Source organism: Streptomyces sp. NPDC046197, assembly GCF_040646295.1.
Classification (GTDB): Bacteria; Actinomycetota; Actinomycetes; order Streptomycetales; family Streptomycetaceae; genus Streptomyces.
This window is the reverse complement of sequence record NZ_JBEYZY010000016.1, coordinates 26,248-48,654: the sequence shown is the minus strand read 5'-3', so window position 1 is coordinate 48,654 and position 22,407 is coordinate 26,248. Positions and strand designations below refer to the sequence as shown.

General features: G+C 71.2%; 22 protein-coding genes and 1 pseudogene. 13 read left to right on the top strand and 10 right to left on the bottom strand.

What is annotated here, in order from left to right:
- Positions 1–689 precede the first annotated feature (689 nt).
- Together AB0A61_RS22725 and AB0A61_RS22720 are read left to right on the top strand one after the other, a co-directional pair.
- The gene (locus AB0A61_RS22725) at positions 690–1,949 is read left to right on the top strand and encodes an MFS transporter (RefSeq protein ID WP_361294976.1); all 1,260 of its coding nucleotides are present in this window, start codon (positions 690–692) and stop codon (positions 1,947–1,949) included.
- Between the two features lie 334 nt (positions 1,950–2,283).
- A complete protein-coding gene (locus AB0A61_RS22720; RefSeq protein WP_361294973.1) occupies positions 2,284–3,657 on the top strand; it encodes a hypothetical protein in 1,374 nt (457 codons plus the stop codon).
- A gap of 13 nt (positions 3,658–3,670) precedes the next feature.
- Here AB0A61_RS22720 and AB0A61_RS22715 read toward each other — a convergent pair whose 3' ends face one another.
- The gene (locus AB0A61_RS22715) at positions 3,671–4,075 is read right to left on the bottom strand and encodes a MazG nucleotide pyrophosphohydrolase domain-containing protein (RefSeq protein WP_361294970.1); all 405 of its coding nucleotides are present in this window, start codon (positions 4,073–4,075) and stop codon (positions 3,671–3,673) included.
- Between the two features lie 96 nt (positions 4,076–4,171).
- Here AB0A61_RS22715 and AB0A61_RS22710 point away from each other — a divergent pair, with 96 nt between their 5' ends.
- Positions 4,172–5,170 (top strand): TAXI family TRAP transporter solute-binding subunit, encoded by a 999-nt coding sequence (locus tag AB0A61_RS22710; RefSeq protein WP_361294967.1) that lies wholly within the window; start codon positions 4,172–4,174, stop codon positions 5,168–5,170.
- A 124-nt stretch (positions 5,171–5,294) separates the two neighbouring features.
- Here AB0A61_RS22710 and AB0A61_RS22705 read toward each other — a convergent pair whose 3' ends face one another.
- Together AB0A61_RS22705 and AB0A61_RS22700 are read right to left on the bottom strand one after the other, a co-directional pair.
- Positions 5,295–6,704 (bottom strand): HAMP domain-containing sensor histidine kinase, encoded by a 1,410-nt coding sequence (locus tag AB0A61_RS22705; protein WP_361294964.1) that lies wholly within the window; start codon positions 6,702–6,704, stop codon positions 5,295–5,297.
- A gap of 9 nt (positions 6,705–6,713) precedes the next feature.
- On the bottom strand, positions 6,714–7,400 hold the full coding sequence (locus AB0A61_RS22700; protein WP_361294961.1) for a response regulator transcription factor: 687 nt from the start codon (positions 7,398–7,400) through the stop codon (positions 6,714–6,716).
- Positions 7,401–7,684: 284 nt separating this feature from the next.
- Between AB0A61_RS22700 and AB0A61_RS22695 the strand changes: the two genes are divergently transcribed.
- The 8 genes from AB0A61_RS22695 to AB0A61_RS22660 all read left to right on the top strand — a co-directional run bounded on the left by AB0A61_RS22695 (position 7,685) and on the right by AB0A61_RS22660 (position 14,252).
- Positions 7,685–8,461: an amino acid ABC transporter ATP-binding protein gene (locus AB0A61_RS22695; protein WP_361294959.1), complete on the top strand. Its 777-nt coding sequence runs from the start codon at positions 7,685–7,687 to the stop codon at positions 8,459–8,461.
- Positions 8,462–8,560: 99 nt separating this feature from the next.
- Positions 8,561–9,400 carry a glutamate ABC transporter substrate-binding protein gene (locus AB0A61_RS22690; RefSeq protein ID WP_361294956.1) on the top strand — a complete coding sequence of 280 codons (840 nt, stop codon included), beginning with the start codon at positions 8,561–8,563 and terminating at the stop codon, positions 9,398–9,400.
- Positions 9,401–9,565: 165 nt separating this feature from the next.
- Positions 9,566–10,231, top strand: a complete 666-nt coding sequence (locus AB0A61_RS22685; RefSeq protein WP_361294953.1) for an amino acid ABC transporter permease — start codon at positions 9,566–9,568, stop codon at positions 10,229–10,231.
- Positions 10,228–11,136 carry an amino acid ABC transporter permease gene (locus AB0A61_RS22680; RefSeq protein WP_361294950.1) on the top strand — a complete coding sequence of 303 codons (909 nt, stop codon included), beginning with the start codon at positions 10,228–10,230 and terminating at the stop codon, positions 11,134–11,136. The genes AB0A61_RS22685 and AB0A61_RS22680 overlap by 4 nt, the downstream gene beginning before the upstream one ends.
- A gap of 296 nt (positions 11,137–11,432) precedes the next feature.
- Positions 11,433–13,034: an FAD-dependent monooxygenase gene (locus AB0A61_RS22675; protein WP_361294947.1), complete on the top strand. Its 1,602-nt coding sequence runs from the start codon at positions 11,433–11,435 to the stop codon at positions 13,032–13,034.
- A 5-nt stretch (positions 13,035–13,039) separates the two neighbouring features.
- The gene (locus AB0A61_RS22670; RefSeq protein WP_361294944.1) at positions 13,040–13,204 is read left to right on the top strand and encodes a putative leader peptide; all 165 of its coding nucleotides are present in this window, start codon (positions 13,040–13,042) and stop codon (positions 13,202–13,204) included.
- Between the two features lie 77 nt (positions 13,205–13,281).
- Positions 13,282–13,857, top strand: coding sequence for a cysteine dioxygenase (locus AB0A61_RS22665; protein ID WP_361294941.1), 576 nt, complete (start codon positions 13,282–13,284; stop codon positions 13,855–13,857).
- On the top strand, positions 13,854–14,252 hold the full coding sequence (locus AB0A61_RS22660; RefSeq protein ID WP_361294938.1) for a rhodanese-like domain-containing protein: 399 nt from the start codon (positions 13,854–13,856) through the stop codon (positions 14,250–14,252). Before AB0A61_RS22665 ends, AB0A61_RS22660 begins: the two co-directional genes overlap by 4 nt.
- 61 nt (positions 14,253–14,313) lie before the next feature.
- On the opposite strand, the gene recX is transcribed toward AB0A61_RS22660, so the two are convergent.
- Both recX and recA read right to left on the bottom strand, forming a co-directional pair.
- Positions 14,314–15,222 (bottom strand): recombination regulator RecX, encoded by a 909-nt coding sequence (gene recX / locus AB0A61_RS22655; RefSeq protein WP_361294935.1) that lies wholly within the window; start codon positions 15,220–15,222, stop codon positions 14,314–14,316.
- A 3-nt stretch (positions 15,223–15,225) separates the two neighbouring features.
- Positions 15,226–16,353 carry a recombinase RecA gene (gene recA / locus AB0A61_RS22650; protein ID WP_361294933.1) on the bottom strand — a complete coding sequence of 376 codons (1,128 nt, stop codon included), beginning with the start codon at positions 16,351–16,353 and terminating at the stop codon, positions 15,226–15,228.
- 486 nt (positions 16,354–16,839) lie between these two features.
- On the opposite strand from recA, the pseudogene AB0A61_RS22645 reads away from it, so the two are divergent.
- A pseudogene (locus tag AB0A61_RS22645) lies at positions 16,840–17,587 on the top strand (hypothetical protein).
- Between the two features lie 60 nt (positions 17,588–17,647).
- Here the strand turns inward: AB0A61_RS22645 and AB0A61_RS22640 are convergent.
- Complete coding sequence (locus AB0A61_RS22640; protein ID WP_361294930.1) at positions 17,648–18,913, bottom strand: AI-2E family transporter; 1,266 nt, start codon at positions 18,911–18,913, stop codon at positions 17,648–17,650.
- A gap of 60 nt (positions 18,914–18,973) precedes the next feature.
- Entirely contained in the window at positions 18,974–19,168 is a 195-nt protein-coding gene (locus AB0A61_RS22635) for a DUF3046 domain-containing protein (RefSeq protein ID WP_361294927.1), read from the bottom strand.
- Between the two features lie 139 nt (positions 19,169–19,307).
- On the opposite strand from AB0A61_RS22635, the gene AB0A61_RS22630 reads away from it, so the two are divergent.
- Entirely contained in the window at positions 19,308–20,255 is a 948-nt protein-coding gene (locus AB0A61_RS22630; protein ID WP_361294924.1) for a hypothetical protein, read from the top strand.
- 63 nt (positions 20,256–20,318) lie between these two features.
- Here AB0A61_RS22630 and AB0A61_RS22625 read toward each other — a convergent pair whose 3' ends face one another.
- From AB0A61_RS22625 to AB0A61_RS22615, 3 genes are read right to left on the bottom strand one after another with little or no spacing between them, the layout of a single operon-like run.
- Positions 20,319–20,627, bottom strand: a complete 309-nt coding sequence (locus tag AB0A61_RS22625) for an AzlD domain-containing protein (protein ID WP_361294921.1) — start codon at positions 20,625–20,627, stop codon at positions 20,319–20,321.
- On the bottom strand, positions 20,624–21,529 hold the full coding sequence (locus tag AB0A61_RS22620; protein ID WP_361294918.1) for an AzlC family ABC transporter permease: 906 nt from the start codon (positions 21,527–21,529) through the stop codon (positions 20,624–20,626). Before AB0A61_RS22620 ends, AB0A61_RS22625 begins: the two co-directional genes overlap by 4 nt.
- Complete coding sequence (locus tag AB0A61_RS22615; RefSeq protein WP_361294915.1) at positions 21,430–22,395, bottom strand: AraC family transcriptional regulator; 966 nt, start codon at positions 22,393–22,395, stop codon at positions 21,430–21,432. The genes AB0A61_RS22620 and AB0A61_RS22615 overlap by 100 nt, the downstream gene beginning before the upstream one ends.
- Positions 22,396–22,407: the final 12 nt, after the last annotated feature.

Sequence of the window (22,407 nt, the reverse complement as noted above, 5' to 3'; positions counted from 1 at the left end):
AACACCCAAAACCCGCCCCCCCCCCCCTCAATATGTCAACATATGTTTTTGTCGGGGGGGGGCCCCCCCCCCCGGGGGGGGGGCCCCACGACCGGGTCATCAGCAGACGTTCGACAGAACGGTGCCGAAGACGACCTTCTTGGCCACCGGCTTGGTGTACTTGCGCATGGTTTTCCACCTCCTCTTGGGACACGCCGAGCGGTTCCGTGGAAGCGCCGCCGATCGCGGCAGAGGCAGACCAAAGAAGAAGGCAGCCGCACAGAGCGCGGTCAAGCCTTCGGACGAAATCATGGAACGTCACGCCGACACGTCGGCGTGGATTCTTCCCCCGTCACACCTTCAGTGGTGCCCTATCCCCGTTGCAGCTCAGCTGCTTGGCCGTAAGTCGATCACCACAGCTACTCGCCAGTCAACCCTCTTCATTCAATTCACAACGTCGATATGTCCGAGTTGAGGCCGCTGGTCCCGCTATTACCGCCGCTCGTCGATCAATTCAGGACAGCGATGGCTGGTTCTCGACCCCCACCCATCAGGAATTCAACATTCCAGCACTGGCCTCATAGCGCCCCCCTCCGCCTGGTCGAAAAATGCGGTGGCACGACGGAACTCTTGTCACGGGTCTGAAGATCAGTAGAGTGAGCCCTCCCGCGCTGCTGATCGCGCGGGAAAACTGAGCACCGGAGGGGGACATGACCGAGCTGGCCTCGGAACAGAGCGCACCGGACAAAGCAACAGCCACCGGAATCTTCTGGCGTTTCTGGACGGCGTCGACCGCCAGCCAGGTCGGCAGCGCGGTGACCGCGGTGGCGCTGCCTCTCGTCGCGGTGAAGACACTGGACGCCTCGAACTTCGAGGTGAGCCTCATTGCAGCTGCAAGCTATGCGGCCTGGCTCCTCATCGGCCTGCCGGCCGGGGTCGTCGTCCAGCGCCTGCCGCTGCGCGGCACCCAGGTCGCCATGGACCTGCTGCGCGCGGCCGCGATCCTGTCGATTCCCGTGACCGCCGCCCTCGGGGTGCTGTCCCTCGCCCAGGTCGTCCTGGTCGCACTCGTGATCGGGCTGGCGAACGTCGTCTTCGACGTCGGCAACTCCTCCTTCCTCCCCTCGATCGTGAGCAAGGAGGAGCTGACCGCGCGCAACAGCCTCACCTCCGCCTCCGGCGCGGCGACCGACCTCGGCGGCCCGTCACTGGGCGGCTTCCTCGTGCAGCTCTTCGGGGCCGCCAGCAGCCTCGTCGTCGATGCCGTCAGCTACGTCGCCTCGGCAGTGCTGCTGTGGAGCCTGCCCCGGCCGGCCCCGACCCCGCCCCCGCAGGCGCAGACCTCGTTCGTGGTCCTGATCAAGGACGGCGTCCGCTATGTCGTCCGGCACCGGTTCATCGCTCCGTGCGTCGTGGTGGCGACCCTCATCAACTTCGTGGCGGGCGCCCAGATGGCCCTCACGCCCGTCTTCCTCGTGCGCACCCTGGGCGCGCCGGCGGCCCTCGTCGGTGTCCTGATGGCCTCCGGTGGCGTGGGCAGCCTGATCGGCGCGGCCCTGACCCCCAAGGTCAGCACCCGTCTCGGCAGTGCCCGCGCGCTCATTGTCGCGAGCCTGGTGACGGCCGGCGCCTCGGTGCTCATACCGCTGGCCGGCCACGGCTGGCTCACCGTCCTCTTCGCCCTGGGCAACGCGGGGTTCACCGTCGGCGTGGTGGTCGTCAGTGTCCTGACCCGGACGCACCGCCAGACCGTCGCACCGCCGGACCTGCTTCCCCGCGTCATGGCGACGGTGCGCTTCATCTCCTGGGGGGCCATCCCGGTCGGAGCCCTCTCGGCGGGCCTGGCGGCCACCGCCTTCGGCCCCCGTGACGCGTTCTGGCTCACCTGCCTGGTGATCGCCATTGCGCCGGTGGTTCTGCTGCTGAGCCCGATCCGCCACATACGCGATCTCATGACGGAAGGTCAGTAGCACCGGTCCGGCCGGCGTGCGGGGCGCCGGAGCGGGCGGGCCTCCCGAACATCACCTTGCGGCCTCACTCCTCGTCACCTTGACGGCTCACTCTCCTCGTCCCCTTGACGGCGCACTCCTCGCGGTCCGAAAGACGCCGTGGCTCAGGTCACTTCGGGAGCTGGCCGGAATGTGGAGCTCCGGTGGGTCGGCCGTGGGATGCTCATGGCTGGTTACTCACCGGTAGTCGACCGGCCCACGGGCCGTTGCTTCGGCATGCCGGTCTTTCAGGCCACCCCCCACTCACCTTTCAGGACCGACCTTGCGCAGACGCATGAGGCGATCGCGTGCCCTGATGCCCGCTTTCGCCGTCACCGCTCTCCTCCTCGCCGCCGGCTGCTCCTCGCCCCCGCCGTCGGCCGACCGGACCGCCGTCCGGAGCGAGAAGGTACAGCAGGAGCCCGCCGACTCGACGGCGGCCGCCGATCGCTCCGTCGCCGTCGCGGCGGCCCCCGCCGCCACGGCCACCGCCACGGGCAGCGCGGACGGACCGGGCAGGCGAGCGCACCACACCCCGCTCACCGTCAGTTCGTACGACAGCGGGACCCGACGCGCCGTCATCTCCGGTAAAAGCAAGGGGAGTTCCACGTCCTCCCCCGGCGCCACCGCCAGGCCGCACGGCGCCGTCGTCGGTGACGTCATCGCCAGCGCCCCGGCCCCCGGGGCACCGCACGGTCTGCTCGCCAAGGTCACCAAGGTGATCGGCGAGACCGGCCGGGGCACCGAGGTGCAGACCGAACCCGCCGCCCTCAACTCCGTACTCGGCAACGAGACCGCCCGTGGCAAGGTCCCGGTCGACCCCGCCTCCTTCGCCGTCGACAAGCTGCTCCCGGACGTCAAGGTCTCCTGGGCCAAGTCCGGCGACGTGCACGTGGGACCGAAGGGCGCGACCGTGCCGCTGGGCAGCCTGCGGCTCGACGTCGACACGACGGTGCCCACGCCCCCGGGCGCGCCGGTGCCGGCCGCGGCGTCCGTCTCCGGCTACGTCCAGGTCGCCCCGCAGGTCGACTTCGAGTACGGCGGCGCGGGCAACGACTCCGCGCCCGGCTCGGCCTACCTGGGTGTCTCCGGCAACTGGACCTCGGGCTGGGCCCTCAGGGGCCGGGCCGCCGCCTCCGCCGCCCCGCTGCGGATACCGTTCGCCAAGCTGCACGCCGACCCGGTGCTCCAGGTCGGCCCGGTCCCCGTCGTGGTCAACCTCGACCTGACCTGCTACGTCCAGATCAGCGGCGACGGCAAGGTCACGGTCGACGTGGAGCAGAGCCTCAAGGGCGACTTCACGGCGGGCGGCACCTTCGGCCTGGGCCGGGGATGGACCCCGGTCAGCTCGTCGGACATGACGAGCACCCCGGTGCGCGCCTCGGTGGCCACCGCGGGCGGTGTGAAGGCGGCACTCGGTGCGCAGGCCACGGTCGGTCTGTACGGCACGGTCGGCGTCAGCGCGGACCTGGCGCCGTACCTGCGCGGCGAGGCCTCCGGCACGGTCACCACGTCGACCGGCAGCGCCCCCAGGGCCGACCTCTCCTGGGGCGTCTACGGCGGCGTCGACCTCAGCGGAACCCTGCGTCTGCAGCTGTCGATCTTCGGTACTCCGGCCTTCGAGCGGTCCATCCCGCTGGGCGCGCTGCACCGCGAGTGGAAGCTGGCGGGCGGCACCCTGAAGTCGTAGCACGCCGGGTGGGTCAGGCGCCGCCGGAGGTCCACCCCTGGCGGCGCAGCACGGCCGACACGTCCGGGGCCCGGTAGTGGTCGCCCTTGAGCACCTTGCCGTCGGCCCGGCGGGCCACCCGTCCGTCGGGGCCGAGCTTGGTCATGTTGGAGCGGTGGATCTCGGCGATCACCTCGTCGAGGTCGATGCCGTGCACCAGGGCGGTGCCGTACGCCACGTAGACGACGTCCGCCAGCTCGTGCGCCAGCCGGTCGAGCGGGCCCCCGACCGAGACCTCGGCCACCTCCGCGGCCTCCTCGGCGAGCAGCTCACCACGGTGCGCGGCGAGTTCGGGCGACACCTCCGTCGGTGTGCTGCGGCTGTCGAGACCGAAGGCACGGTGGAACTCACGGACGAAATCGGCGGGCGAGGAACTCATACCGCGACTCTATCCGCCGCCACCGACCGCCCCGCACGGTCGCCGTCCGCACCCCGCCCTGGTCAGCACCGCGCCCCGGCTGGCAGGATCGCGCGCATGTCCAAGGTCTTCCCCCGTATCGGCAGGCGCCGGGCCCTGCAGGGCGCCGGGGCCGGCGTCGTCGCCCTCGGGCTGCTGCTGTGGTGGCTGCTGCCACTGGGCGAGGACCCGCCCGGCGGAACGATCGTCTTCAGCACCGGGACACAGCGCGGGGTCTACCAGGAGTACGGGACGATGCTGCGCACCGAGCTCGACAGGGACATGCCGGACCTGAAGGTCCGGCTGCTGACCAGCGACGGCTCCCAGGAGAACGTGGCACGGGTGGCGACCGGCAAGGCGGACTTCGCGATCGCCGCGGCCGATGCGGTGGAGACGTACCAGTTGTACAACGGGCCCGGCGCCACGCGGCTGCGTGGCGTCGCCCGCCTCTACGACGACTATGTCCAGCTGGTCGTGCCGCGCGACTCGCGCATCGCGTCCGTCGCGGATCTGCGGGGCCGTACGGTGGCCATAGGTCCGCCGGAGTCGGGCGTCCGGCTGATCGCCGAGCGGGTGCTCAAGGCTACCGGGATCGACCCGAAGAAGGGCATCCGGCCCCAGGATGACGGCATCGACACCGGACCGGAACGGCTGCGGCACGGCGCGATCGACGCGTTCTTCTGGTCGGGCGGGCTGCCGACGGACGGCCTGAGACAGCTGGCCGCGAAGTTCGCCTTCCGATTCGTGCCGATCGAAGCCGATCTCGTCGCCAAGCTGCATGCCGAGGGCGACGCCACGCGGTACTACCGCGCCACCAACATGCCGGAGTCGGCCTACCCCTCGGTGCAGAACGGCTCGACCGTGCCGACGATCGCGGTGTCCAACGTGCTGATCACCCGCACGGACACGGACCCCCGGCTCACCGAGTGGGTGACCCGCACCGTGATCAAGAGCCGTGACGGCATCGGCGCCCACGTCCACTCCGCCCAGCTCGTCGACCTGCGCACCGCCATCTACACCGACCCCCTGGTCCTGCACGAGGGCGCCCGCCGCTACTACCGCTCGGTCAAGCCGTAGCGCCACCACGACTCGGCGCCGTCCACGCCCCGGCACTCCCCACGACGCGGCACTCCCCACGCCACGGCACTCCCCACGACGCGGCACCGCCTACGACGCGGCACCCCTTACGACGTGGCACTCCTTACGGCGCCACAGGTCCCGACCTCGGCACCGTCAGCGTGACCTTCAGCCCGTGCGGCTCGTGATGCTCGTAGGCGATCGAACCGCCGCCCGCCGCGAGCAGCGCCCGGGAGATGGACAGGCCCAGGCCGGAGCCCTTGACGTTCTGGTGGCGGCCGCTGCGCCAGAACCGGTCGCCGACGCGGCCCAGCTCGTCGTCGGTCAGGCCCGGTCCGCGGTCGGCGACGACCACCGTCGAGGTGTCGCCGTCGCAGGAGACCGTGACCTCGACGCACTCGTCCCCCGGCGTGAACTTCACGGCATTGTCGATCACCGCGTCCAGCGCGGACGACAGCGTCACCGGGTCGGCCCACGCCGTGGTGGCCGGGCAGTGTCCGACCAGCCGTACCCCCTTCGCCTCGGCGGCCGCCGCCCAGGCCGCGACGCGCTCCGCGGCCAGCGCGCCGATGTCGGTGAGCCGCAGGTCCGCCGCGGCGTGTTCGGCGAGCGCCAGGTCGAGCAGGTCGTCCAGGACCTGCGCGAAGCGCTTGCCCTCGGTGCGGACGGAGGCGATCTCCTCGTTGTCCTCGGGCAGTTCGAGGGCGAGCAGTTCGATGCGCAGCAGCAGCGCCGAGAGCGGGTTGCGCAGCTGGTGCGAGGCGTCCGCGACGAAGGCACGCTGCTGCTCCAGCACCTCCTCGACGTTGTCCGCCATCTCGTTGAACGACCGGGCCAGCCTGCGCAGTTCCGGCGGCCCGCCGCCGACGGCGACACGGGACTTCAGCCGCCCGGTGGCGATGTCGTGCGTGGTGGCGTCGAGGATCCGTACGGGCCGGAGCACCCAGCCGGTCAGCCGGAGGGCCGCGCCGACGGCGAGCAGCATCGCGGCGATCTCACCGGCGCCGATGAGCAGCCAGCCGTGCAGCGTCCGCGACCGCATCTGCCCGGTGGGCGAGTCGGTGACGACGACGGCGACGACGTCACCGTCCCTGATGACCGGCGAGGCGACCACGAGCCGGTTCCGCTGCCAGGGCCAGACCTGCTCGGGGTCGTGGCTGCGGCGGCTGAGCAGCGCCTCGTCGAACGCCTCGCGGACCTCGCCCGCGCCGGGCAGGGACCAGTCGTCGGGCGCGTTGGCCATGGGGGTACCGGTGCGGTAGAAGACGCCGGCCCGGATGCCGTAGACCTCGTAGTAGCTGGCGAGTTCGCGGCCGAGGGTCTCGCCGCGCTCGTCCGGCACCGTCTGCCGGGAGCCGGTGGGCCGGTCGGTGACGAACTGGGCCAGGGCGGCAAAACGTGCCGTGTCGTCGATCCGGTCGACGACCACCTTCTGCTGCTGGGCCGCGGCCACGCTGAGGGCGAGCGGGAGGCCGAGCGCGAGCAGCAGGGCCGCCATCAGGACGATGAGCAGCGGCAGCAGACGTGTGCGCACCCGTCCCCGCTACGCGGCCGGGGCAACGAGGCGGTAGCCGACGCCGCGTACGGTCTCGATCAGCGCGGGCATGCGCAGTTTGGAGCGCAGGGACGCGACGTGCACCTCCAGGGTGCGTCCGGTCCCCTCCCAACTGGTACGCCACACCTCGCTGATGATCTGCTCGCGACGGAAGACCACCCCGGGACGCTGGGCGAGCAGCGCGAGCAGGTCGAACTCCTTGCGGGTCAGCTGGACGACCGTGCCGTCCACGCTGACCTGCCGGGTGGGCAGTTCGATGCGGACCGGGCCGAGGTGCAGCGCGGTCTCCGCGCCGCCGCCCGTGTCCTCGTGGGCGGTGCGCCGGCTCACCGCGTGGATACGGGCGAGCAGCTCACCGGTGTCGTAGGGCTTCACCACGTAGTCGTCGGCGCCGAGGTTGAGGCCGTGGATGCGGGAGCGCACGTCGGAGCGGGCGGTGACCATGATCACCGGGGTACCGGTGCGCTTGCGGATCTTGCCGCAGACCTCGTAGCCGTCCTGGTCGGGCAGGCCCAGGTCGAGCAGGACGACGCCGAAGCCGGGGCCTCCGGGAACGAGCGCCTGAAGGGCCTCCTCGCCGCTGCGCGCGTGCGTGACGTCGAAACCGTGCCGGGCCAGGACCGCGGACAGAGCGGCTGCGACGTGGTTGTCGTCCTCGACGAGGAGCAGTCTCATCCCGGCCCCCTCCGGTTCATCGGTCGTACGATCTCTCTGTGTAGGTAATGCACGCGCGCGTGCACCATGTGCAGTCACGCCGATGGATGAGGACGGCGTCAAGAGGCTTCGGGTTGCGCACCGCTTCCGTTATGCAGCCGGTACGCGCCCCGGACACCTCCTGCTACGACCCGTGTCCGATCGCTATCGGATCGTGATGCTCAGATCTCCCTCAGATGTAATGACGCTGGTCGCACGGCGTTATTACTGTCCTCCGAAACCGAGGAGGACGGAGCCTGAAAGCGATGACCGAAGTATCGGTGGCCAAGGAAGACGTGGCCTCGACCGGCGATCTGGTCGTCCTGAAGAGCGTCAACAAGCACTTCGGCGCGTTGCACGTGCTCCAGGACATCGACCTGACGATCGCCCGCGGCGAGGTCGTCGTGGTCATCGGACCGTCCGGGTCCGGAAAGTCCACGCTGTGCCGCACCATCAACCGCCTGGAGACCATCGACGCGGGCACGATCACGATCGACGGCCGGCCGCTGCCCCAGGAGGGCAAGGAGCTGGCCCGGCTGCGGGCCGACGTCGGCATGGTCTTCCAGTCGTTCAACCTCTTCGCGCACAAGACGGTGCTGGAGAACGTGACGCTGGGCCAGGTCAAGGTCCGCAGGACGGACAAGAAGAAGGCCGAGGAGCGGGCCCGGGCCCTGCTGGACCGGGTCGGCGTCGGCGCGCAGGCGGAGAAGTACCCCGCCCAGCTGTCCGGCGGCCAGCAGCAGCGGGTGGCCATCGCGCGTGCGCTGGCCATGGACCCGAAGGTCATGCTCTTCGACGAGCCGACCTCGGCCCTGGACCCCGAGATGATCAACGAGGTCCTCGAGGTCATGCAGCAGCTCGCGCGGGACGGCATGACGATGATCGTCGTCACCCACGAGATGGGCTTCGCCCGATCGGCTGCAAACCGGGTGGTCTTCATGGCCGACGGCCGGATCGTCGAAGAGGCTGCGCCCGACCAGTTCTTCAGCAATCCGCGCAGCGACCGGGCCAAGGACTTCCTGTCGAAGATCCTCCATCACTGAGCCGAACCGAGCCGAGCCGAGCCGACAGGATCGGTTGCGACAACACCTCCGTTCAGCCCCTGACGGCTTCAACTCCTCATCATTCAAAGGAAGTTCACCATGAAGCTCCGCAAGGTCACCGCCGCCTCGGCCGTCGTGCTCGCCCTGACCGTCACGGCGACGGCATGCGGCTCGGGCAACAAGAACGAGAGCGGTTCGTCCGGTGGCGGCAACAAGATCAAGATCGGTATCAAGTACGACCAGCCCGGTCTCGGCCTGAAGAAGCCGGACGGCACCTTCTCCGGTTTCGACGTGGACGTGGCGACCTATGTCGCCAAGCAGCTCGGCTACAAGCCCGACCAGATCCAGTTCGTCGAGACCAAGAGCGCCGACCGTGAGAACGCGCTCGCCCGCGGCGACGTGAAGTTCATCGTGGCGACCTACTCGATCAACGACAAGCGCAAGCAGAAGGTCGACTTCGCCGGCCCCTACCTGCTCGCCCACCAGGACCTGCTGGTCAAGGCGAAGTCGGACATCTCCAAGGGCACGGACCTCAACGGCAAGAAGCTGTGCTCGGTGACCGGCTCCACCTCGGCGCAGAACGTCCACGACACGATCGCCCCGAAGGCCAACCTGCGTCAGTACAGCGGCTACTCGGAGTGCATCGCCGGCCTGCAGAGCGGCGCCGTGGACGCGGTGACCACCGACGACTCGATCCTCGCGGGCTTCGCCTCGCAGGACAAGTACAAGGGCCAGTTCAAGCTCGCCGGGCTCAAGCTCAGCAACGAGAACTACGGCATCGGTGTGAAGAAGGGCGACACCGCCACCGTCAACAAGATCAACGCCGCGCTGGAGAAGATGGTCAGCGACGGCTCCTGGGAGGCGGCCGTGAAGAAGAACTTCGGCCCGGCCGACTACAAGAACGAGCCCGCCCCGAAGATCGGCCAGATCGTCAAGTAAACCGGATCGGCCGGTGACCCGGATCAGCCGGTGACCCGGATCAGCCGGTAACGCAGGGATCCGCGGGCACCGCAGGATTCCGCAGGCGCGCCGTCGCCCGCCGCGATCACGGCGGCGGCGCGCCACGCCTCCTCGTACGCCACACACCCGGAAGCGCGGGAGATCGTGTTCGACTTTCTTCAAGGTTACGACGTCCTAGGGGCGTTCTGGATGACGGTGAAACTCGCCGTCTTCTCCGCCCTGGGCTCCCTGGTCTGGGGCACTCTGCTGGCCGCGATGCGGGTCAGCCCGGTTCCGCTGATGCGCGGCTTCGGCACCGCCTATGTCAACATCGTCCGGAACATCCCCCTGACGGTCATCATCGTCTTCACCTCCCTCGGCCTCGCCGACATCTTCGGCGTCACCATGGGCGTGTCCGACTTCAAGCTCCAGGGCTTCCGGCTCGCGGTGCTCGGCCTCGTCGCCTACCACGCGGCCTTCGTCTGCGAGGCGCTGCGCTCCGGCATCAACACCGTGCCCGTCGGCCAGGCGGAGGCGGCCCGCGCGATCGGGCTCGGCTTCACCCAGTCGCTGCGGCTCATCGTGCTGCCGCAGGCGTTCCGGGCGGTCATCGGACCGCTGGCCAACGTCCTGATCGCACTGACCAAGAACACGACCGTGGCGGCCGCGATCGGCGTGGCCGAGGCCGCCGCCCTGATGAAGACGATGATCGAGAACGAGGCCCAGCTGGTCGCCATCGGCGCCGTCTTCGCCTTCGGGTTCGTGATCCTGACCCTGCCGGTCGGCCTCCTCCTCGGCTGGCTCGGCAAGCGACTGGCGGTGAAGCGGTGACCTCCGTTCTCTACGACGCCCCCGGCCCCCGGGCCAAGCGGCGCAATGTGGTGTTCTCGGTCGTCTTCCTCGGCCTGCTCGCCCTGCTCCTGGGGTGGGTCTGGCAGACGATGGACGACAAGGGCCAGTTGCAGTGGGCCCTGTGGCAGCCCTTCACCACTTCCGAGGCCTGGACGACGTACCTGCTGCCCGGCCTGGGCAACACCCTGAAGGCCGCGGCCCTCGCCATGATCATCGCCCTTCCGCTGGGCGCGGTCTTCGGCATCGCCCGGCTGTCCGACCACCGGTGGGTCCGTGTTCCGGCCGGTGTGGTGGTCGAGTTCTTCCGGGCCATCCCGGTGCTGCTGCTGATGCTCTTCGCCAACCAGTTCTACGTCAGCTTCGAGGGCATCAGCAGCGACGATCGGCCGCTGTACGCGGTCGTGACCGGCCTGGTGCTCTACAACGCCTCGGTCCTCGCCGAGGTCGTACGCGCCGGCATCCTCGCGTTGCCCAGGGGGCAGACGGAGGCCGCGTACGCGATCGGCCTGCGCAAGGGGCAGACGATGACCGGCATCCTGCTCCCGCAGGCGGTCACGGTGATGCTGCCGGCGATCGTCAGCCAGCTGGTCGTCATCGTGAAGGACACCGCGCTGGGCGGCGTGATCATCGGGTTCCCCGAGCTGCTGAACTCGCGCAGCACGCTCGCCGCCAACTACGCCGACGTCATCGCCAGCTTCATCGTGGTGGCAATCGTCTACATCGTGCTGAACTTCGTCCTCACCAGCTTCGCCTCCTGGCTCGAGGGCAGGCTGCGCCGCAGCAAGCGGAGCACGGGCGTGGTCCTCGCCGCCGAGGAACTCGAAGAGGTCAACCCCGCCCAGGTGGGGGGAACCTTCGGGACGGGCGCCGGCGGGACGATCTGACGCACCGCCCAGTGAGGCGGCGCACGCCGGAGGCGGCGGCCGGGGTGCCGCTGCCACCGGCGTGCGTTCCGCCCGCGGGGGTCGCGGGCGCGGCCGGCGGCGCGGGGAGACGGCCGGCCGTCGCACGAGCCGCCCCGGGGGGCACAGCACCCCCATGCGAAGGACACCGGGCGTGAGTCCCGCTTGACCGGCTGGCCGACAGTCTGTTGCATACGTTTTGTGATCGTGCAGCCTGCTCCAACTTCCTGTTCACACACGACCCTCAGGGCACCGCTGCGGGCAGGGGGCGCCGCGCCGTGGATCCGGTGATCATCGTCGGAGCGGGGCCCGTCGGGCTTGCGCTCGCCCTGGCGCTGGCGCGTCAGGAAGTGCCGTCCGTCCTCCTCGACGAGGGACCGGGCAGGGACGCGCCGCGTGCCGCGCGCACCGTCGTGCTGCGCGAGGACACGGCGGCCGTCGCGGAGCGGCTGGCCGGTGTGCCGCTCGGTGGTGCCGGGCTGCGTTGGGCCGGATGGCGGTCGCTGCGGCGCAAACAGGTGATGCGCGAGGTCGCCTTCGGCGACGCCGAGCCCGCCCCGCTGCACATCGCCCAGCACGTCCTGACCACTGCCCTGCGCGCCGCCGTCACCCGCGAGCCGATGATCGAGCTCGCCGTGGACAGCCGCCTGGACACCATAGAGCAGGAGTCCTCGGGCGTCACGGCGCACACCCGCGGTCCCAACGGCACGTGGTGGCGAGGCAGTTACCTTGTCGGCTGCGACGGGCCGCGCTCGACCGTGCGCAAGCTCCAGGACATCCGCTTCCCCGGCCGTACGGCTGTCGAGCGTCACGCCGTCGCCGCCCTGCGCACGGAACTTCCCCGGGGCGACGAAGCGTTCCTCCACCGCCTGCCGCCCTGGCGGACGACCGGCCTCTCGTCCGGGGAGATCACGGCCCGCCCGCTTCCGGACGGCGTGTGGCGGCTGGACTGGCTGCTGCCGCCCGGCAAGGACCTGGTCACGCCCGAACTGCTGGTCGCCCGTATCCGGGAGACCCTCACGGGCTGGACCGGCGAGGCCAACCCCTCCTACGAACTCCTGGACACCGGGGTGCACACGGTCCACCACCGGCTGGCCCGCCGCTGGCGCGCCGGTCGGGTCTTCCTCGCCGGGGACGCGGCACACCTGCTGGGCGCGTTCGGCACCCACGGGCTGGACGAGGGGCTCAGGGACGCCGGGAACCTGGCCTGGAAGCTGGCGGTGGCCTGGCACCACGGGCCGCACGAAGCACTGCTGGACAGCTACCAGACGGAGCGGCGGGGCATCGTCGCCGCCCGGCTGCGCGCCGCGGACCAGGTGCTGCCGTTGCTGCGCGGCGGTGGCGGACTGCGGTCGTACGTCCCCGGGGGGTCCCGTGGGCACGACGCCCTCTTCATGGACAGCCATCTGGGGCGCGGGCCGCTGGGCGCGCCGGGGGCGTACGCCGACTCGCCGCTCGCGCCCCCGCGCAACGAGGCGGAGGCCCCCGTCGACACGCCGGTCGGCGCCCCGGTCGCGGATGTGGTGGTGACCGCGGAGGACGGCTCCTTCGTACGGCTGCGGGACCGGCTGGGCCGCGGGGCGCTGGTGGTGCTGCTGGTCGCGCCGGGGACCGTCGTGTGGGAGCGCAAGCACTGGGTGACCGCGGGGATCATGCCCCGGCTGGCGGCGGCGGTGACCGCGCTGCCGCACCCCGCCGAACTGCTGGTCGCCGAGAGCTACCCGGGCGCGGCCGCCCACACCGTGCTCCTGGTCCGGCCCGACGGTCACCTGGTCACCGCGCTGAACGGCGTGCGGCCCGCCGACCTGTACGCGGCCGCGGAGGCGACGCTGGGCGGCACCGTGCAGTCCGAGGCGCGGGCCGGGGCGGGGGCGCACTGACCCGTGTGGGGTCACCGTCACTGCGCGGTCCACATGGTGACGGTGAGTTGACCGTTTCGCACCCCCATGGTGTACTCCGGATCGTGACCGACACCAATGTGCGCCTGTGGCGGAGGGTCCATATGGACCTCGTCCGCTATGCGGGCTGCGTGTGTCGCCCGTCCTGCTGAATTCGCCTTCCTCAACACCCGCGCGCCGCGCCCGTGCTGCCGCGCGCCCTCCGCGAACGCTCTTCAGGACGGTGTACGTGTCTGTCTCTTCCTCCACGCCCGTTTCCACGCCTGTTTCCACGTCCGCCCCGTCCGGTCCCGGGTCCGCACCCGCCGACCCGGCGCCCACGCAGGCGGACCTTCTCGACTTCGTCCGGCGCACCGCCGCCGACACCGAGCTGATCGCGTCCCTGCCGGTCGACCCGGAGGGCCGCACCTGGGTGCGCCTGCAGGGGCCGGGCGGCAGTGAGGCCTGGCTGATCGGCTGGCCTCCCGGCACCGGCACCGGCTGGCACGACCACGCCGAGTCGGTCGGCGCCTTCCACACCGCTGTCGGCGAGCTGAAGGAGAACTCGCTCGCCGCCCGGCTGCCCACCGACGGCTGGAAGACCCTCGAACTCACCGACGGGGTGGACCGCCGGCGGCGGCTCCGGGCCGGCCAGGGCCGCTCCTTCGGCCACCACCACGTCCATGAGGTGCTGAACGAGTCTCCCGACCTCCACGCGATCTCCGTGCACGCCTACTACCCGCCGCTGCCGCGGATCCGCCGTTACAGTCGCACGGGGCAGGTACTGCGCCTGGAGCAGGTCGAGCGCCCGGAGGACTGGCAGTGAGCGCGAAGCGGTCGCCCACCGGAATCGACGAGCTGCTGGAGCGGGTGCGCCGGGACTACGAGCGGATCGAGGCGCCCGAGGCCCACGCCGCCGTCCAGGCCGGTGAGGCCCTCCTGGTGGACATCCGCTACGCCGCGCTGCGTGACAGGGACGGTCTGATCCCCGGTGCCCTGGTCATCGAACGCAACGAGCTGGAGTGGCGGCTCGACCCGCAGGGCAGCCACCGCACCCCCGAGGCCACCGACCACGACCTGCGCATCGTCGTGATCTGCAACGAGGGCTACGCGTCGAGCCTGGCGGCCTCGTCCCTGCACCGGTTGGGCCTGCACCGGGCGACCGACCTGGTCGGGGGGTTCCAGGCGTGGCGGGCGGCGGGGTTGCCGGTGACGCCGTAGGGCAACGCGGGTCCCCGGTGCGCCCGGGGCCGCGTGTCAGGGTGACGGCCGACCGGTGTACTCAGATCCCCTCGTCCCCGGGGAACTCCGTGTCCTCGCCCTCCTCCTCCAGGGCCCGGCGGACCACCCTCAGGGCCATGCCCTCGGAGTAGCCCTTGCGGGCGAGCATGCCGGCCAGGCGGCGAAGCCGTTTGTCCCGGTCGAGGCCGCGGGTGGAGCGCAGCTTGCGGGCGACGAGCTCGCGCGCGGTCGCCTCCTCCTGCTCGGTGTCGAGCTGGGCCACGGCCTCGTCGATCAGCGCCGCGTCGACGCCCTTGGTCCGCAGCTCCTGGGCGAGGGCACGCCGGGCCAGTCCCCGCCCGTGGTGCCGGGACTCCACCCAGGCGTCCGCGAACGCACCGTCGTTGATCAGCCCGACCTCCTCGAACCGCGACAGCACCTCTTCCGCCGCGTCGTCCGGGATCTCCCGCTTGCGCAGGGCGTCCGCGAGCTGCTTGCGGGTGCGCGGGGTCCCGGTGAGCAGGCGCAGACAGATCGCACGCGCCCGCTCCACCGGGTCCCCAGGAGGCTCCTCCCGCTCGGCCCTCGACAAGGGGGAGGTGTCTCCGTCCTCGGCGGACGCCCGGCCAGAACCACGCCGCCGCCCGCGCCCGCCCTGCGGCCCGCCGTCACGCGAGCCGCCCGCGCGGGAGCCCCGCGCGCCACGCGGCCCGCCGTCGCCACGACTCCGGACCCCGGCCGGCTGGTCGCCGTACGCGGCGGACGGACCGCCCGGCGCGGAGTCGTCCGGATCACTGTCCGTCCGGTACGCCCCGCCAGTGCCGTACGCCCCGTTACCTCCGTACGTCCCGTCACTGCTGTATGCGCCATCACCGTCCGCGGCGGAGCCCGGGCCGTTCCCGGTGCCCCTCCCCCGTGGGGCACCGGGAACGGAGTGCTCGTACTCGGCCCAGTCGGTTCGTCGTGTCACGGGTCAGCTCTTGGCTGCCGCGGCCTTGGGCTTGGTCGTCTTGGCGGCCGCCGGGGCAGCAGCCGTCTTGGCGGCGTCGTCGGTGGGGGCGGTGACCGCCGCGTCCGCGCCCGGCTCTGCGGCCGGCTCCTCCGGCCGTACGCCGACGCCCAGCTTCTCCTTGATCTTCTTCTCGATCTCGTTGGCCAGGTCGGGGTTGTCCTTCAGGAAGTTGCGCGCGTTCTCCTTGCCCTGGCCGAGCTGGTCGCCCTCGTACGTGTACCAGGCGCCGGCCTTGCGGACGAAGCCGTGCTCCACACCCATGTCGATCAGGCCGCCCTCGCGGCTGATGCCCTGCCCGTAGAGGATGTCGAACTCGGCCTGCTTGAAGGGCGGCGCGACCTTGTTCTTGACGACCTTGCAGCGGGTGCGGTTGCCGACCGCCTCCGTGCCGTCCTTCAGGGTCTCGATACGGCGGATGTCGATGCGCACCGAGGCGTAGAACTTCAGCGCCCGGCCACCGGTCGTGGTCTCCGGGGAGCCGAACATCACGCCGATCTTCTCGCGGAGCTGGTTGATGAAGATCGCCGTGGTCTTCGACTGGTTGAGCGCGCTGGTGATCTTCCGCAGGGCCTGGCTCATCAGGCGTGCCTGCAGACCCACGTGCGAGTCGCCCATCTCGCCCTCGATCTCCGCGCGCGGGACGAGCGCGGCGACGGAGTCGATGACGATGAGGTCGAGGGCACCGGAGCGGACCAGCATGTCCACGATCTCCAGGGCCTGCTCACCGTTGTCGGGCTGGGAGAGGATCAGGTTGTCGATGTCGACGCCCAGCTTGCGCGCGTACTCGGGGTCGAGGGCGTGCTCCGCGTCCACGAAGGCCACCTGGCCGCCGGCCTTCTGCGCGTTCGCCACGGCGTGCAGGGTCAGGGTCGTCTTACCGGAGGACTCCGGTCCGTAGATCTCCACAACACGGCCGCGCGGCAGACCGCCGACGCCGAGGGCCACGTCGAGCGCGGTCGACCCGGTCGGGATGACCTCGATGGGCTCCTTCGACCGCTCGCCCATGCGCATGACCGCGCCCTTGCCGAACTGCCGTTCAATCTGTGCGAGCGCGGCGTCGAGCGCCTTCTCGCGGTCGGTTCCTGCCATGGGTTCCACCCGATTTGCTTGAGTCGATCGCTTCACGTCAAAGACGCTAACGCCTGCCACTGACAATGCGCCCCGACGCACGTCCGGCCTGTGGATAACTTAGGGGCGCACTACCCCAAACCGGGGCAGAATCCCCTTCGTTGGGACTCGCCGGAGCCCCTATAAGAATAGATGTTCGATTTTCGTGTCAAGCGCGTCCCGCGGCCCGCCGGGCGCGGGTTGTCCGGCGGCGCGGGGCGGACGGCGGTCCCGACCGTCCGGCCGTCCCAGTCGTCCGGGGCGGCCCGCCGCTATTCCTCCCGGCCTACGGCGGCTGTCTTCGGCCGGACGACGACGGCGCGGGGGCGCGCTCGGGAGCCTTGGCCCATGCAGAGGCACACGCACTCGCAGACGCACACACAGAGGATCCGTCACATCGGCGGGACGACGCCTCCCGCCCCGCGGACCCGGCCGCATCAAGCGGCCCGGCTGCATCGCGCCGCCCGGTTGCGTCCCGCCATTCAGTTGCGTCCCGCGGAGCGGCTGTGCCACGCGACCGGCCTTGTGCTGATCCTCTCCGGCCTGGCCCACCTGGTCGTGTTCGCCGTCGACGGAGGCCCGTGGGACGGGCCCGTCTCCTGGCGCAAGCCCGTCATGTTCGGGCTGTCCTTCGGAGCGACCCTGATCGCGTTCACCTGGGTCACGTCGTATCTGCACATCGGGGTACGGCTGCGCACGGCACTGCTCGTCGTGTTCGCCGCCGACTGCGTCGTCGAGGTCGGCGGCATCACCCTGCAGGCGTGGCGCCAGGTGCCCTCGCACCTCGACATGGAGACGCCCTTCGGCGGTGTCGATGACACTCGCGGTGGGCGGAGGTGTCCTGGTGGTGCTGCTGACCGTGTGCGCGGTCGTGTCCTTCCGGCGCCGCCCGGCGGGTCCCGCGGGAATGCCGCTCGCGGTGCGCTCCGGATTCGCGATCCTGCTGGTCGCCCTGGCGTCGGGTGCCGCGATGATCGCGCGCGGTGTGGTGCTGACCCGGACCGGGCACCAGCAGGCGGCCTACCGCTCGACGGCCCCGCTCAAACCGCTGCACGGGGTGAGCCTGCATGCCGTGCTGGTGCTGCCCGCACTGACCTGGCTGCTGTCCCGTACCTCCTGGAGCGAGCGGGTCAGGCTGCGGATCGTCACCGCCGCGGTCGCCGTCTACGCGGCCGCCGTCGCCGGCGCCGGTGTCTGGGCGGTGCTCACCTGCTGACGAGGCCCCGAGGACACCTCCTGCTCCTCGCCGCCGGGAGTCGGCCCGGCCTCCCGGCGCCTACTGGCTCGGCTCCTCCCCCACCGAGACTCCCTCCGGCTCCGTCTCCCGCCGCCCCCACAGCCGCCCCGCGCGCGTGATCAGCCCGGGGCCCGTGCCCCGGCTTCGGTGGCCGTGCACCCGGGGGTCGTCCGTGACGGCGTACCGCTTCACGTAGGCCCCGAGGAAGGCCTGCAGCGTGGCAACCGCGGGGATGGCGATCAGCGCGCCGACCGCACCGAGGAGCGCGGTGCCGGCGATGACCGACCCGAAGGCGACCGCGGGATGGATGTCGACGGTCTTCGAGGTCAGCTTGGGCTGCAGCATGTAGTTCTCGAACTGCTGGTAGATCACGACGAAGACCAGCACCCACAGCGCGTACCAGGGGTTGACCGTGAACGCGATCAGCATCGGCAGCGCCCCCGCGAGATATGTGCCGATGGTGGGGATGAACTGCGAGACCAGGCCCACCCAGACACCGAGCACGGGGGCGTACGGCACACCCAGCGCCTGCAGCAGGATGTAGTGCGCGATCCCCGAGATGAGCGCCATCAGGCCGCGCGAGTACAGGTAGCCGCCGGTCTTGTCGACGGCGATCTCCCACGCGCGCAGGACCTCGGCCTGCCGTGCGGGCGGCAGCACGGAACATATGGCGCGGCGCAGCCGCGGCCCGTCGGCGGCGAAGTAGAAGGAGAACAGCGCGACCGTAAGCAGCTGGAACAGGCCGCCGAGTACCTGCGCGGACACGTCGAGGACGCCCGCGGCGCTGTTCTGCGCGTACTTGCGCAGCCAGTCGGAGTGGAGCAGGCCCTCCTGGATGTCCACACGTCTGAGGTCGGTGTGGAACTTCACGTTGGCCCAGTTGATGAGGGAGTCGAGGTAGTCCGGGAAGCCCTCGACCATTTTGATGATCTGGCCGGCGAGCATCGAGCCGAGCAGCGTGACGAACCCGGCCGTCGCGATCGCCAGACCGAGGAAGACCAGGAAGGTGGCGAGCCCACGGCGCATGCCCCGCGCGGCCATCCGGCTCACCGCGGGCTCTATGGCGAGGGCCAGGAAGAACGCGATGAGGACGTTGATCAGCAGGCCGGTCAGCTGGTGGAAGGCCCAGCTGCCCAGCTGGAACGCGGCGACGAGCGCCAGTGCCAGCACCATGGCGCGCGGCAGCCAGCGCGGCATGCGGGCGATCGGCCCGGCGCCGCCCTCGGCCGGCGGCCGGGGCGGCGGCGCCGAACCGAACGGAGATGCGTGCTGGGTCGTCTGCCCGGTGTCGTCAGTGGGTGCCACGGTGCAAGTCTCGCCCACGCCACCGACAGTCCGCGCCGGTCCCGCGATCATTCCGAGCGGTCAGCGCCTCTCCAGAGGGACGTTCATGACATTGCAGACCACGCGCCACACGTCCTTGGCGGCCCAGCCCGCGGCCAGCGCCTGGTGCACCGTGCGACCGCCGAGCTCCGACATCACGTGATCGCGCGCGAAGGTGTCGGCGTACCCCGTACCGAAGTGCTCCGCCATCCGCTCCCAGAAGACCGTCAACCGCATGCCACCAGTATCCCGCCTCCGGGGGTGGGCCCCGGCCGGACGGCTTGCCGAGACCGCTTTCCGCCCTACGGTCTGACGCATGGCCGAAACCGGAGCTTCCCCACTCCCCCCGACGCACGCCACACATGCCAGGTCTGCCATGCGGGCCACTCCAGCCCCGCCAGCCACGTCTGCCACGCCCTCGGCGCTGTCCCCGCTCTTCCGTGCCGAGCACTTCGTCTGGCTCACCGCGCGTGTGCTGGAGCAGCGGCTGTTCGCGTACCACTTCCTGAACGGCGGCCCCGACCCGGTGGAGACCGCGCTGGACGCCTACCGCAACGAGGACGGCGGGTACGGCCACGCGCTGGAGCCCGATCTGCGCGGCCCCGTCAGCCAGCCGCTGCACATCGGCCGGGCCCTGCGCGTCCTGGACGCCATCGGACGCTGCGGCGGACAGCGGGTGGAGCGGGTGTGCCGCTATCTCACGTCCGTCTCCACCCCGGAGGGAGCCCTGCCGGCGATCCATCCGAGCCAGCGCGGCTATCCGGCGGCACCCTTCCTGCCGATCACGGACGAAGCGCCCGGTGAGCTCCTGGCCACCGGGCCCGTGGTGGGCCTGCTGCACCGCAACGAGGTGTGGCACGCCTGGCTGTTCCGTGCGACCGACTTCTGCTGGCAGCGGATCGAGTCCCTGGAGAAGACCCACCCGTACGCGATCGAGGCCGCCGTCACCTTCCTGGACTCGGCTCCCGACCGCCCGCGCGCGGAGGCTGCCGCCGGCCGGCTCGGCCGCCTGGTCCGGGAACACCGCCTGGTGGCGCTGGACCCGGAACACCTGGAGGCCTGTCCGGTCGCACCCGGCTACGCCCCGGGGGAACACCACTTCCCGCACGACTACGCCAGGACACCCGACTCCCTGGCACGGGCGTGGTTCACGGACGACGAGATGGCACGCTCCCTGGACTTCCTGGCGAGCCGGCAGCAGGAGGACGGCGGCTGGCCGATCACCTGGCGCCAGTGGGCGCCGGGCACCGCCCTGGAAGCGCGCCCCATGGTGACGATCGAGGCGCTGCGCACGCTCAGGGCGTACGGCCGGGCCATCGGCTGAGGCAGGTCCCGAGGCGGCTGCCGAGCGCCTGGCAGACCCGGCACGCGCGCGTGTGCCGGGGCCTCACCCTCCCATCGCCCGCACCCCGGCCGTCACCACCACGGCCGCAGCGACGACGAGCAGGAAAGGCGCCCGCAGGATCAGCGCCACGGCGGCTGCCGCGAGCCCGGCCGCCCGCGCGTCCAGCGCGAGCACGTGTCCGTGGGCGAAGGTCTGCTGCGCGGTGAGAGCGGCGAGGAGGGCGACGGGCAGCAGCGCGGCGAGCCGCTTCACCAGCGGCCGCTCCAGCGCGGCCGCCGGGACCAGCAACCCGGCGAGCTTGACGGCGTAGCAGCCGAGGGCGGTCGCGGCGATCGCGATCCAGGTGTTCAACAACTTTCCTCTCCTCGACCTTGTCCTGGCTGCTCCGGCTGCTCCGGCTGCTCTGTTTGCCCGGGCTGCCTCCACTGCCCCGGCTGCTCGTGCTGCTCGTGGTGTTCCTGGTGTTCCTGGTGTTGATCGTGGTGTTGGTCGTCTTCGTGCCGTCCTTGCGGTCCCCGGTCCTGCCCGTCGGCACGCGCGCCGCCCCTGCGACGGCCCTCCAGACAGAGCACGGCCGGTGCCGCGAGAGCGGCCACCAGAACCGGCGCACCGGCCGGCAGCACGGGCAGCAGTCCGAGGCCCAGCAGCACGGCGAGACCGGCGACGGCCCGCTCGGTGAGGGACTTCAGCATGGGCGCGAGCAGGGCCAGAAAGACGGCGGGCCCGGCCGCGTCGAGGCCCCAGGCGTCGGTGTCCCCGAGTGCCTTGGCGCCCAGGGCGCCGAGCAGCGTGGTGAGGTTCCACAACAGGTACAGGCTGAGCCCGGTGACGGTGAAGCCGATCCGTGCGCCGCGCCGCGTGGGCTGTGCCAGCGCCACCGCCGTCGTCTCGTCGATGACCCACTGGGCGGCCAGCGGCCGTATCCCGCGCGGGAGGGCCAGCAGCTGTGACAGACGCAGCCCGTAGAAGGCGTTGCGCACGCCCAGGAAGAAGGCCCCCGCGGCCGCCGTGAACGGATTGCCCCCGGCCGCCAGCGCCCCCACGAGAGCGAACTGGGAGGCACCGGTGAACACCAGCAGACTCAGCGCGCAGGTCTGGAGCAGTGTGAGCCCGCTGCCGGCCGAGGTCACCCCGAAGGCGAACCCCGACAGTCCTACGGCGACCCCGACTCCGAGGGCGTCCCGTACGACGGCGGCGTCGGGCTTTCGTCCGTCGTCTGCGCGTATGTCTGCGAGAGCTGTCTGTTCTGCCACAGCTGCGACGGTAGGAGCAGCCTCGACCGCGCGTCTTGTACGTTCTTGCGCTCCCGCTGGTAGGCGCCGGGAGGTACGCCCACGATCCGGGAGAAGTGCCGGTTGAGGTGCGACTGGTCGGTGAACCCGACGGCCAGGGCGGCCTCCGCCGGCACGGTACCCGCGTCCAGCAGGCGTCTGGCCCGACGCACCCGGGCATCGGTCAGCCAGGCGTGCGGCGGCATCCCGTAGGCCTGCCGGAAGGCCCGCAGCAGCGCGAACGGGCTGGTCCCGAGATCGGCGGCCAGTTTCTCCAGGGTCGGCGGCCCGGACAGGCGCTCCTCCAGCACGGCACGCGCGCGTGCCGCGATCCGCGCCCCCGCGGTCCGCACCTCGCGCTGCGGCAGCGGGCCGCCGTTCAGCCGGAGCAGCCGGGTCACGGCGACTCGCAGCAGCGTGTCGGCGGCCAGTGCGTTCCCCTCGTCCGCGGCCCGCAGCACCTGGTGCACCAGTGCGACGGCATACGGATCGTCGAGCACCGGGGCCACGAACCCGGGCGTCCCGCGGATCATGGTGGTCTCGGCGGCGATCTCCCCCACGAGCTCCGGCGACGGATACACCGCCCCGTACCGCCAGCCCTCGGGCACCCCGGCGCGCCCCGTGTGCGGAGTGTCGGGATTGACCAGCGCGAGCGCCCCCGCACCCGCGTACTGGTCCGCCCCCCGATGGTGGAACACCTCGACCCCGTCGGCGATGGCGGCGATCACGAAGTGCTCGTGCGTATGCCGCACGAACGTCTTGCGCACGTACCGAGCGCGCAGCAGATCGACACCGGGCAGCTCCGGGTACCGCCAGTGCCGCGCCCGCTCCTCACCAGACCCCGCCATGCATATATTTTC